The 11,548-nt window shown below is 48.1% G+C and carries 11 protein-coding genes and 1 pseudogene; 8 read left to right on the top strand and 4 right to left on the bottom strand.

The window, feature by feature from the left end:
- The 7 genes from C2M24_RS15685 to C2M24_RS15655 form a co-directional block, all read left to right on the top strand.
- On the top strand, nt 1-399 hold a 399-nt coding region (locus tag C2M24_RS15685), incomplete at its 5' end, for a DUF6404 family protein (protein ID WP_233999566.1).
- A gap of 164 nt (nt 400-563) precedes the next feature.
- Complete coding sequence (locus C2M24_RS15680; protein ID WP_105216127.1) at nt 564-1,265, top strand: dual OB domain-containing protein; 702 nt, start codon at nt 564-566, stop codon at nt 1,263-1,265.
- On the top strand, nt 1,258-1,710 hold the full coding sequence (locus tag C2M24_RS15675) for a DUF488 domain-containing protein (RefSeq protein WP_233999565.1): 453 nt from the start codon (nt 1,258-1,260) through the stop codon (nt 1,708-1,710). Before C2M24_RS15680 ends, C2M24_RS15675 begins: the two co-directional genes overlap by 8 nt.
- On the top strand, nt 1,710-2,315 hold the full coding sequence (locus tag C2M24_RS15670; RefSeq protein ID WP_105216125.1) for a DUF4326 domain-containing protein: 606 nt from the start codon (nt 1,710-1,712) through the stop codon (nt 2,313-2,315). The genes C2M24_RS15675 and C2M24_RS15670 overlap by 1 nt, the downstream gene beginning before the upstream one ends.
- Before the next feature lie 112 nt (nt 2,316-2,427).
- Nucleotides 2,428-2,778 carry a hypothetical protein gene (locus C2M24_RS15665; RefSeq protein WP_105198852.1) on the top strand — a complete coding sequence of 117 codons (351 nt, stop codon included), beginning with the start codon at nt 2,428-2,430 and terminating at the stop codon, nt 2,776-2,778.
- A gap of 249 nt (nt 2,779-3,027) precedes the next feature.
- Entirely contained in the window at nt 3,028-4,008 is a 981-nt protein-coding gene (locus C2M24_RS15660; protein ID WP_105198853.1) for a hypothetical protein, read from the top strand.
- A gap of 140 nt (nt 4,009-4,148) precedes the next feature.
- Nucleotides 4,149-4,769 carry a TetR family transcriptional regulator gene (locus C2M24_RS15655; RefSeq protein ID WP_105198854.1) on the top strand — a complete coding sequence of 207 codons (621 nt, stop codon included), beginning with the start codon at nt 4,149-4,151 and terminating at the stop codon, nt 4,767-4,769.
- Nucleotides 4,770-4,956: 187 nt separating this feature from the next.
- On the opposite strand, the pseudogene C2M24_RS15650 reads toward C2M24_RS15655, so the two are convergent.
- The 4 genes and pseudogenes from C2M24_RS15650 to C2M24_RS15635 form a co-directional block, all read right to left on the bottom strand.
- Nucleotides 4,957-8,048 (bottom strand): annotated as a pseudogene (locus C2M24_RS15650) (efflux RND transporter permease subunit).
- 2 nt (nt 8,049-8,050) lie between these two features.
- Entirely contained in the window at nt 8,051-9,190 is a 1,140-nt protein-coding gene (locus tag C2M24_RS15645; protein ID WP_105216123.1) for an efflux RND transporter periplasmic adaptor subunit, read from the bottom strand.
- A 211-nt stretch (nt 9,191-9,401) separates the two neighbouring features.
- Nucleotides 9,402-10,466 carry a DUF3083 family protein gene (locus C2M24_RS15640; RefSeq protein WP_105216121.1) on the bottom strand — a complete coding sequence of 355 codons (1,065 nt, stop codon included), beginning with the start codon at nt 10,464-10,466 and terminating at the stop codon, nt 9,402-9,404.
- An 82-nt stretch (nt 10,467-10,548) separates the two neighbouring features.
- Entirely contained in the window at nt 10,549-11,034 is a 486-nt protein-coding gene (locus tag C2M24_RS15635) for a CBS domain-containing protein (protein ID WP_442792522.1), read from the bottom strand.
- A 91-nt stretch (nt 11,035-11,125) separates the two neighbouring features.
- Here C2M24_RS15635 and C2M24_RS15630 point away from each other — a divergent pair, with 91 nt between their 5' ends.
- The gene (locus tag C2M24_RS15630) at nt 11,126-11,518 is read left to right on the top strand and encodes a VOC family protein (protein WP_105216120.1); all 393 of its coding nucleotides are present in this window, start codon (nt 11,126-11,128) and stop codon (nt 11,516-11,518) included.
- Nucleotides 11,519-11,548: the final 30 nt, after the last annotated feature.

Below are 11,548 nucleotides of genomic sequence, written 5' to 3'. Positions count from 1 at the left end.
GTTAGGTTTCGCCGCGGGAAACATCGAATTCGAGGATTTTGTATCATGGATTATGAAACGAAGCTACAACTTGCGCACAAAGAATTAAGGGACAAAGGTGTTTGGAAGTCGAACTACAATCCACCAATTGTAAAGTTGTTACGTAAACTTGGAATGTTTGTTCCGCCGCCTTATTACCAGAGCTTTTTTGCAAACGTTATGCTTTGTGTGGTTTCCTTCGCCCCTGTTTGGGGAATCTTTCAATGGTTTCTTGTGTGGAACGAGCTAGGTAAACCTGTTTTAGAAGCAGTTTTGATCTCGTTACTTGCCGGCGCTTTGTTTGGCTTGGCTATGGCAACCTTCTACTACATTAGGCGTAAGCAATTAAATCTAACAGATTGGGGTTCATTGGGAGAATAAGCCCAAAACCTAACAAAGCGTTTAAGACAGATTCGCAACGTGTGGCATTTTTGGTTTTAATCGGCTTTAGTGTTTACGGCACAATGGATTAGGTTCAGTGGTAGCGTTGCTCACTACTTAACGCGGCGTTAAGCGCCAATAAATTTCAAGCTCAAGGAGTGAATATGAGAGAAGTAATAGTCACAGACCTAACAAGGTTTTCTACTGATGAAAATGTCTGCACAGCTGTTATTGATGTGAATACAGGTGAATGTTTGCGACCAATGCCTTACTTAAAAAGTGCGAATTGCCAGGAGCTAGGTATTCACCCAGGCGCAATTTTGAAAGGAAGTTTAGTTTTAAAGGCCAACAGAGAAAACCCCCACGTAGAGGATGCAAGCTATTCTAATCTCACGTTTCATGGAGCATGCAGCGGTGAGCAATTTCTCCAAGTTTTAGAGAATTCATTAAGTAATTCAGTATCTGAAGGTTTTGGTGTGGACTTCGAAATCAATCAGAAACATATCCCACACGATCAGGTAGCGAACTGTTCGATAATCACCATTAAAATCTCGCCGAATCAGTTAAGTATTCATGAAGACCAGTATAAACCGGGTAAAATTAAAGCTACATTCACAGATAATAGCGGCCATAGATACAGCTATTTATCGATTACTGATAGAGGTTTTCATGACTACGCTAAAGAGCATCAGAATGATGGTAGGCTCCATGAGGTCACTGACTTGATCAATGAGCAGGATTCTGTCTATTTACGAATAGGTTTAAGTAGAGTCTGGGCTGTTGGGGACAGAAATGGATTCTGGCTTCAGGTGAATGGAATCTATACATTTCCTAATTTTCACGAGGAGATAAGAAGCTATGGATAGTACGATTGATATATATACAATTGGATTTACAAAAAAGAGCGCCGAAACATTCTTCAATTTTTTAAGGCACTCTAACGTAAAAACTCTAATTGATGTTCGCTTAAATAATGTTTCTCAACTGGCAGGTTTTGCTAAAAGAGATGACTTGAAATTCTTTTTAAATGAACTGTGCGGTGCAGAATATGTTCACTCACCTGAACTAGCACCGACTAAAGATATTTTAAACGCCTATAAGAAAGGTGATATGCCTTGGGAAGTATACGAGGATAAATTTCTAAATTTGATGGGGCAGAGAAATATTGAGAGATCAATAAAGCCAACATTGCTTGACCATGGTTGTTTGTTATGTAGCGAGCATGAGCCGCACCTTTGCCATAGAAGACTTGTAGTTGAGTATCTTAATCAACATTCAAACTTAGACTTAAAGGTTAAGCATTTATACTAATGGCTACAGTATTAATTCTTTATCCGAAGCTCTTTAATTGCTATTCGAAGTTCTCGAGAAAAGTTAAGAAAATAACATCGAGTCTCGGTGCAGCCACATTGGTGTATCCATCCGATCCTAACGGTTTAATTGCAATGTTCTGTGATGAATCCTCAGAAAAAATGACAGCTAGAGAAATTTCTAGCTGGACTCCTAACGAAATAAGTCATGCTATTGTTTTTGATGATGGTGAAGAGTTCATAAAAGAGACAGAACAATTAAAAGAAAGCGGAAAACCATTAAGGCATATTAAAATTTCGATAACACGTGTTATAAACATCAAGACTGAGACTGAGTACCAGTCGGAGAAAAGTACGCCGAATTATGAGTATATAGGAAGGGGCTCATATTGGGGAAACCCCTACTCGATGTATGAGGAAGGAGATGATCGAGAAGAAGTTATACGAAAATTCAAGTATGACTTTGATTATGAGAAATTCCCTAACAAGGAAAAGTCTCAAGTTTACAAGTTGGCAGGAAAGCGTTTAGGCTGCTTTTGTAAGCCTCAGGCCTGTCATGGTGATATCCTTGCTGATTTTCTCAATTCGTGGGATGACGGTAAATAAGCGCTTAACAAGCCGCAGCAATCGCTCTCGTTGGTCGCTGGGACAGCCAAAACGCTGCGCTTATTTGTCTGCCCCTGTGCGGGGCGTTATGTGCCAAAGGAGATTTACTGCAATGAAATGCAAATTACTTTTAGTGTTTTTTATGTTTCTCGGACTCCAAAGTTCTGTTTTCGCATCCGACGCGTCAGAACAATTAACTACTTCAGAATTAGAAAGTAAAGTAAGTAAACTTCAATCTAAAGTCTGGGAACTGGAGACAGCTCAAAACAAAGCAAAATCAGACATCTCAAAAATTCAAGAGACCTTAAGACATAGTGGTTTAGCTATAGTTTTGTTCGCTTTTTTCTGTGCATGGTGGGCAAAAACATCAGGGCGTAGCGCACTATTGTGGTTCATTTTGGGTATGTTGTTCCACGTTTTAACCGCAATTGCGCTTTTAATAAAAACTGAGCGAAGCACATAACAAACCACTCAAGGCACTCGCGCTGCTCGCAGGGACGCTAACACATGGGCAGCGCCACTTCGTGCCTAATTTTAGCCCGTGTGTTATCGCCCCGTCTTGGGCGTTATCAACGCTTGCACTTCGCCCATAGCCATCACTTAATACAAGCTTCTCTTACCGACCCACACCAGGGTGGCAATGATAGGTTGCCAAATCATCCTTTTTAACTAGGCTTTAACCTTAACGCCAAATTGAACCAAGGGGGTTTATGTGCCTGGGTTAAATATATTTAAGTCACTTTTTAGCTTTGCTCTGGTCTGTATGTTATCGGCTTGTGGAGCACCTCAAAGCGAAGTGGCGAGCAATGAGCAAGAAAAGATGACGCCACAGGCGTTGCCACAGGCTGTGCCAAGGGCTGAGTTAACACCGGTCAATAAGGTAGATGTCACCACCACAGAGTACGCCATTTTGGCGCCGGATTATTTACCCACCGGCTGGACAACCTTTGCGTTTACCAATCGCGGTGGCCAGGAGCACTTTGTGGCCATGTATCGTCTGGTGGAGGGGAAGACCATAGAGGATCAGCTCCGAGACGTAGCACCTGCGTTTGACCCCATTATGCAGGGGCTGCGCAGCGGCGAAATGACCAAAGCAGATATAGGTCCATTCTTAGAGCAAAACGTCCCGGATTGGGGCCTGCAAATGACCTGGGTCGGGGGCGCCGGGCTCTTGTCCAATGGCCACAGCGTCGAGGCGACCTTTAATATCGATAAACCTGGTATCTATTTGCTTGAATGCTATGTGAAAGCCCCTGATGGCCAATGGCACACGATGATGGGGATGTTGCATCAGATACAGGTCCATCCCGGTCCCGCCGAGCAGGAGCTACCCGATGCCACTCATAATCTGACAGTCGCCAACACCGGCATTAGCGGACCAGAGGTGGTGAAAGCGGGTAAACACACCTTTCGTATCGATATAGGTGAAAACCCGCCGGGCTTTTTACCCTATGACCTACATCTGGCGAAGCTCGAAGAGGGTACGGATTTACAGCAGGTGTATTTTTGGATGGACTGGACCAATGTCGGTGGCTTACGCGCGCCGGCACCTGTGACCTTTTTAGGCGGTATTGAACAGATGCGTGCCGGTAACCATGGCTATGTCAGCGTCGATTTGGCACCGGGTAATTATCTTTGGGTGTCTGAGGTCAATGCGGCAAACATAAATATGCCTTTTGTGGTGATAGAGTAATAAGTTAAGTTACCTTAGCAGTTGGGGGCAAATAGCCCCTTTTTTTATATGGAAATTATGCCCTAAATCCACACTTGCTGGTCAAACTTGGTAACTAATATGTTAATATAATCAGCAACTAAAACTAATGAGCAAGCATAATGGCAAGGCGAAGTAAGGCCGATGCAGAGCAGACTCGGGCGGCCATCCTCGATGCTGCAGAACAACTATTCTTTGATCATGGCGTGTCTTGTACCACCTTGGCGCATATTGCCGCCGCGGCGGGGGTAACCCGAGGTGCCATTTACTGGCATTTTGCCAATAAGAACGATCTATTTAACGCCATGCTTGAGCGTATTCGCTTGCCCTTTAGAATGATGCTGAGTGAACTGCAGCAGGCCAATGAACAAAGCACTTTGGCACAGGTGAAAGATGTGATTTGCCGCTCTATGCTCTTGGTTGAGCAGGAGCCACAATATTACCGCGTGCTCACCGTGGTGTTCCATCGCTGTGAGTATGTGGAAGAGCTTAATCCCGTGGTGGCGCAGCAAAAAGAGTTGAATCAGGAAGTGATTGCGACGTTAACTTTGGCCTTTAATCGTGCCCTGGATAATGGCGAGCTAAACCCCTGTATTCGCCCAGAAGATGCGGCAATATCACTTAACGCCTTATTCGTCGGTTTACTAAGCCAGTATCTACAGCACCCGGGCTGTATGAACCTGACCAAGCAGGTTGAACCCTTACTCGATACCTTATTTGTAGGCCTAAAAAAGCCGGGCTAAATTAGCCCGGCTTGCAGTGCCTGCATATACCAATTCACTTAAATAGCTAATCATTCTAGCGGGCTAAATATCATGCTTACGGCGTTGGAATTTTTCTATGTAGGATAACTACATAAGAAAAACTCCGCCTTGTTATCACATCATTTATCCAGCGCTATCTCTGATCACATACTTAACCGAATTGGTATTATTTATTGCGTACAAAGATTTTTTGTACCACCAAATAGAACACCGGGACGAGGAAGATTGCTAGGAAGGTCGCCGTTGCCATACCACCTAGTACGCCGATACCTATGGCGTTACGACTCGCCGAGCCCGCACCTGTACTGATCGCCAGTGGCAATACGCCCAGTGAGAAGGCCAGTGAGGTCATGATGATGGGGCGTAAACGCAGGCGGATAGCCTCAAGCGTTGCCTTAATAACATCCAGACCTTGTTGTTGCAGGTCTTTAGCAAACTCCACGATCAGGATGGCGTTTTTCGAGGCCAGACCCATGGTGGTCAACAGACCCACCTGGAAGTAGACGTCATTTTCCAGGCCGAAGATAAAGGCCGCACCCAGGGCACCGACGATACCCAATGGCACCACCATGATCACCGAGAATGGAATCGACCAGCTCTCATACAGTGCCGCTAAGCACAGGAATACCACCAGGATCGACAGGGCGTACAAGAAGGGCGCCTGTGAGCCAGACATCTTTTCTTGATACGAGGTGCTGGTCCATTCAAAGTCGATGCCTTCCGGCAGCTGGGCAACCAACTCGGCTACTACGGCCATCGCCGTACCCGAGCTGTATCCTGGTGCCGGTTGACCTAAGATCTCCATCGCCGAGATACCGTTATAACGCTCCAAACGTTGTGGGCCATACACCCAGCGGCTGCTGGCAAAGCTGTCGAATGACACCATCTCGCCTTGATTGTTACGCACATACCAGTGGCTTAAGTCTTCAGGAGTCATACGGAACTCGGCATCTGCCTGCACATACACCTTCTTAACGCGGCCACGGTCAACGAAGTCATTCACATAAGTTGAACCCCAGCCGATAGACAAGGCGTTGTTGATCTCGCTAATTGGCACACCCAAAGCTTGAGCCTTAAGCTGATCGATATCTACTTGCAGCTGCGCCGCATCTTCCATGCCGTTTGGACGAACTGCCATCAGCTCTGGACGTTGTGCGGCCATGCCAAGGAACTGGTTACGTGCCTGCAGCAGGGCTTCGTGGCCCAGACCACCGCGGTCTTGCAAGAACATGTTAAAGCCGGTGGCCTGACCTAATTCCACAATAGGTGGCAGGTTAAAGGCAAAGATCTGCGCTTCTTTAATGGTTGAGAACTTGCCCATGGCACGGCCAATAATCGCTTGCACGCTTTGGCTTTCGTCACGCTCACTCCAGTCCTTCAGACGGGTGAAGGCAAGACCGACGTTTTGACCCTGACCGGCAAAGCTAAAGCCGCTTACGGTGAATACAGACTGCACCGCTTCTTCGCTGCCATAGTGATCCGATACTTGCGTCATAATCGCTTCGGTACGTTCCTGGCTGGCACCACTTGGTAATTGCACCATGGTCAGGAAGATACCCTGGTCTTCTTCCGGTAGGAAAGACGACGGCAGGCGGGCAAACATCAGCGCCATTACCGCCACGATCACACCGTATAAAGCCATAGAGCGAACAGGGCGCTTCAACAGACCGCCTACGGCCTTGCCGTATTTGTCATTACCGCGGTCAAAGGTGCGGTTAAACCAGCCGAAGAAGCCGCCTTTGTTATGATGATCGCCATGGATTGGCTTCAAAATAGTGGCACACAGGGCCGGCGTAAAGACGATAGCAACAATTACCGACAGCGCCATGGCCGATACGATAGTGATAGAGAACTGCTTATAGATGGCACCTGTGGCTCCGCCGAAAAACGCCATGGGTACGAATACCGCCGACAATACCAGGCCGATACCTACCAGGGCGCCGGTGATCTGACTCATTGACTTACGCGTGGCTTCAACTGGTCCCAGGCCGTCTTCACTCATGACCCGCTCAACGTTTTCTACCACAACTATAGCATCGTCCACCAAGAGGCCGATGGCCAGTACCATACCGAACATGGTCAAGGTGTTGATAGAGAAACCCATGGCCGACATGATGCCGAAGGTACCAAGTAATACGACGGGAATGGCCAGAGTCGGGATCAGCGTGGCGCGGAAGTTCTGCATAAACAGATACATAACCACGAATACCAGGATCACGGCTTCAAACAGGGTTTGTACTACGGCGCTGATAGACACTTCAACAAAGGGCGTGGTGTCGTATGGGATGGTGATTTTAACACCAGCCGGGAAATAGGCTTCAAGCTCGGCTAAACGTGCTTTTACCGCATTGGCCGTATCCAGGGCGTTGGCACCTGTAGCCAGCTCAATGGCAAAACCGGTTGCTGGCATGCCGTTATAACGACCCATAACCGCATAGTTTTCACCGCCAAGTTCAATACGGGCAACATCGCTAAGTAATACGCGTGAGCCGTCGGCATTTACGCGCAGCAGAATTTGTCCGAACTCTTCCGGGCTGCTCAATCGGCTTTGTGCAGTAATTGCAGCGTTATATTGCTGACCTGGTAAAGCCGGTGCACCGCCTAGCTGACCTGCGGTCACCTGGTTGTTTTGCACACGAATGGCGCTGGTCACATCTGTTGGTGTTAGCTGAAACTCATTGAGTTTGTCTGCATCCAACCAGATACGCATGGCGTATTGGCTACCGAAGACCGTGAGGTTACCTACACCTGGCGTACGGCTGATCGGATCCTTTACGTTTGACACCACGTAATCGGAAAGGTCTTCACGGGTCATGGAACCGTCTTCGGAAATAAAGCCGACAACCATTAAGAAGCTGCCGCTCGATTTGGCAACTGCTACACCTTGTTGCTGCACTTCTTGTGGCACAGTGGAATAGCGCGCTGTAGCTTGTTCTGCACCTGAACCTGGGCAATATCCGGATCTGTGCCGGTTTCAAAGGTCAGGGTCAGGGTTACATTACCCAAAGAGTCACTCTGTGCCGACATATACATCAGGTTGTCGATGCCGTTCATGGCCTGCTCAATAACCTGAGTGATGGCGTCTTCGGCGGTTTTCGCCGTCGCACCCGGGTAGCTGGCGGTAATAGTTACCGCAGGTGGTGCTACCTGAGGGTACTGCTCAACCGGCAATTGTTTAACAGACAACAAACCGGCCAGCATGATGACTATTGCTATCACCCATGCAAAGATTGGTCGGCTAATAAAGAAATTCGCCATACTTATGCCTCCGATGGGTTGTTGGTAACTTTAACCAGCGCCCCAGGACGGATTTTTTGTAAACCCGAGGTCACCACCATATCGCCAGCTTTAAGGCCCTTGTTTACCAGCCAGCTTTGATCAACCTGCTGAGCTAGTTCGACCACGCGCACCTCAATGGTGTTTTCGCTGTTTACTACCATCACGGTGGCTTCACCTTTAGGCGTGCGTACCACTGACTTTTGTGGCACTAAAAGGCCGTTGTTGGTGTTACCTAACTCAAGCTGGGCACGTACAAACATACCGGGTAGGAGTTCGCCATCTGGATTTGGGAATACCGCACGCATGGTAACCATAGACGTCGATGGGTCAACGCTGACCTCGGAGAACTGCAACTCACCAGAGTGGCCATACCAAAGTTGCTCATCAAGCTTTAGCTGGACCGCCGGGGCAACACCTGTATTACTGGCATTAGTGGTAATGGCCTGGCGCAATGACGCCAGTTTGGATGCTGCCTTGGTCATGTCCACATAGATAGGGTCTAACTGGCGAATGGTTGCCAGCTCATTACCTTGGTTCGCGGTAAGCAGGGCTCCTTCGGTCACCAAAGAACGACCGATTTGACCGCTGATCGGTGCACGAATACTGGTGTAATCCAGGTTGATTTGGGCGCTCAGTACCGCAGCTTTGGCGGCGGCTAAATCGGCCTGGGCACCAAGGCGCTGGGCATCAGCATCATCGAAGTCCTGTTGGCTGACCGAGTTGGTGCCGAGCAGGCTTTTAATACGCTTAGCGCGGGCAGTGGTGTTTTTTACCCCAGCTTCGGCTTTGGCTAAGCTCGCTTTAGCACTGGCAAGAGCGGCTTCAAAAGGAGCAGGGTCGATGCGATAAAGCAGATCGCCTTTTTCAACCATTTGCCCTTCTTCAAAGAGGCGGGACTGCAAAATACCACTAACCTGAGGGCGAATTTCCGCCTGGCGGAAGTCCACGGTGCGGCCCACCAACTCGGTGTGTTGCATCACAGTTTGTGGCTGCAACTGATATGCTTCAATTTCCACCGCGCTCGGTGCGCTTTGGGTCTGAGCTTGCGCGCCCGACTGTTCACAGCCGCTAAGGCCAAGTGTCGCGACTATGGTTAAGGCGACCAGGGTTTTTGCTTTCATATCCAACCTTCTAAGAACAACAAATCGAGAAATAGAGTGCAAATATACATACATGAACGTATGTAAGCAAGGTAAACTATTCCGTTTACACGTAACTCGTTGTAACCAATGGTAATAAACTTGATTTAATCAGGGGGTTAATAGTTTGGTTTGTTGTTGAAGTGGCCGCCATTCCAAGCTGGATGGCGGCGCAAATTAGGCTGGTTTGGCCTTATAGGGCGTAACTTAAATGTTGATAGAAACGAGTATTGATGTCTTGACGTTCGGGATTCACATGCAGCTCCATACACAGCGACTTGATTACACTTTCTACCTGATTCATAAAACGGCCATAACCCATATCATGCTTGTCTTCGGTGCCGGCAACGATCACAAAGTCGATACTTTGTACCAGCTGGTTGCCATTATAGAGTACATAGTTTTGGGTATTATCCTGGCACGGCAAAAAGCTTAGCTTTTCCAGCTCTTCATTGTGGGCGCTGGTGTCGATATCGCGGTGACGGATAAGGGGCGTGCGGCCATTGGCCACCATGGCACGACGTGGCAAGCGCTTGGCTTCGCAAGCGGTAACAAAAGCGTCGGCGATACGGGCGTAAAACTGGGCAAAGTCCGTGGCTCCATTGCCCAGTAGCTGGGTTTTAAGCGTTCGGGTTAGTGGCAGGGTAAAGCGTGCATAGGTAAGATCTCTGTGCTCCGGCAGCGGACAACCGCGTGCTTCATAACGCGAGTCTAATGCTCTGAGCTTGTAGCCATAGCTTTCTTTAAAACCTTTGGCGCGGGCAAAAATATCATAGGTAAGGTGCTGATGGTCACGCACCTTAAAGGGCTGTGCCTGGTTTGGTAACTGCTCTTGCAATGTCGTCAGTACCTTGGCTACACGGGAGTGGAAATCGGCGCTGTGGGCGCGAATATCCTCGCCTGTGGCTAAGAACAATAAGCGTACCTTGCGGGCTTTTTGCGTGTCATCGCCGTGCAGGGTGTGGGCCTCGTGATAACGAGGATTGTAGAAAAACAATTGCTGGCGCTTGGTCTCTAAGCAATAGGCTTCCTCGTGGAAGCGCACGATAGGCAGCTTGTCGTTCACTAAAACGTGCACATTGTATAGCTCGGCGTCATCGCACAGGGCAAAGAGCTGACGCACTATGCGTTGATGGGCGCTGGCATAATCGCTAAAACAGGCATAAAAATCCTCGTCGGGCTTAAACTCGGCGAGGAGGTATTGGTTGGCTCGGGCATTGGTTGGGATATAGACCCGGTGCTGATTTTGTGAAGCCATGATTGTTCCTTAGTCCTTGGTGTTTTTATTGGCTTCATTCTAGTGCTGATAAATGTCAACGATGTTGCGCTAGATTAAACTTTTATGACTTTTCCATCAGGCTAATACTGAGCCTGATGAAATCCGATGAAGTCAGTACACCCACTAACTTTTTCGCCTCTAAAACCGGCATGCAGCCATGGCGGTTATTCAAGAAAAACTTGGCAATATCAATGAGCTGATCGCTGGAATCGACGGTATCAAAGCGAGTCAGCATGATCTCACTAACAGGCGTTTGCTTTTCTTTGCGCTCCAGGGCATCGGCGCCAAATACCGAGATAATCTTCATTACCTGGGCGATGATCACTTTCTGCGTCAGCATGCCCACCAGGTGTTGCTTGTCATCTGTGACCGGGATGTGGCGAATATTGTATTGGCGCATCAGTTGATGAACATCATACAGGGAAGCATCAGCAGCTATGGTGATGGGAGAGGCGGTCATTAAATCCCTGGCGCACTGCATGGGGGCGCCCGGCTCAGATATGGTTGAATTAGACTCGGTTGAATAAGACTCGGTCGAATTAGACATACAGGTTCCTTATCTCTTTCGGATTATGTGTTTTTCACGCTACCTTTAACTATAGAAACAAGTTTAGATCTCAATCAAATAAAGGTGGTTTATGGAATTATTGGGGTTAGATCATGTAGTCATTCGTACTGCAAAGGTAGAGCAGTTACTGGCTTTTTACCAAGAGGTACTCGGCGCCATGCTTGAACGGGTACTTGAGGATGAGGGCCTGTATCAATTGCGTGCTGGTGCGGCGCTTATCGACATACTGAGTACCGAGGGCAGCCTTGATAGCGGGGCGGCGGTGGATGTACGCAGCTCACCGATTGCCCATATTTGCATGCAGGTGAAGGCGCCGAGCGAGCAGGCGCTCATCCGTACGCTAAAACGCAAAGGGGTGATGGAGACATTAATATTTGCCACACGCTATGGCGCCACGGGTTTTGGTCGTTCTTTATACATTCATGACCCAGATGGTAACACCCTTGAATTAAAACTGGTTTGACCCTACTAAAAGCTGTATGTTAACGGCAGA

It is taken from the genome of Pseudoalteromonas sp. T1lg22 (assembly GCF_002964645.1).
Classification (GTDB): Bacteria; Pseudomonadota; Gammaproteobacteria; order Enterobacterales; family Alteromonadaceae; genus Pseudoalteromonas.
Note: the sequence above shows the minus strand (reverse complement) of the source record. Positions and strands in the feature narration are given on the sequence as shown.

Bases quoted from the DNA above. Each gene is read 5' to 3' on its own strand.
- C2M24_RS15680 (WP_105216127.1), top strand. From the start codon at position 564: ATGAGAGAAGTAATAGTCACAGACCTAACAAGGTTTTCTACTGATGAA.
- C2M24_RS15675 (WP_233999565.1), top strand. From the start codon at position 1,258: ATGGATAGTACGATTGATATATATACAATTGGATTTACAAAAAAGAGC.
- C2M24_RS15670 (WP_105216125.1), top strand. From the start codon at position 1,710: ATGGCTACAGTATTAATTCTTTATCCGAAGCTCTTTAATTGCTATTCG.
- C2M24_RS15665 (WP_105198852.1), top strand. From the start codon at position 2,428: ATGAAATGCAAATTACTTTTAGTGTTTTTTATGTTTCTCGGACTCCAA.
- C2M24_RS15655 (WP_105198854.1), top strand. From the start codon at position 4,149: ATGGCAAGGCGAAGTAAGGCCGATGCAGAGCAGACTCGGGCGGCCATC.
- C2M24_RS15645 (WP_105216123.1), bottom strand. From the start codon at position 9,190: ATGAAAGCAAAAACCCTGGTCGCCTTAACCATAGTCGCGACACTTGGC.
- C2M24_RS15640 (WP_105216121.1), bottom strand. From the start codon at position 10,466: ATGGCTTCACAAAATCAGCACCGGGTCTATATCCCAACCAATGCCCGA.
- C2M24_RS15635 (WP_442792522.1), bottom strand. From the start codon at position 11,034: ATGTCTAATTCGACCGAGTCTTATTCAACCGAGTCTAATTCAACCATA.
- C2M24_RS15630 (WP_105216120.1), top strand. From the start codon at position 11,126: ATGGAATTATTGGGGTTAGATCATGTAGTCATTCGTACTGCAAAGGTA.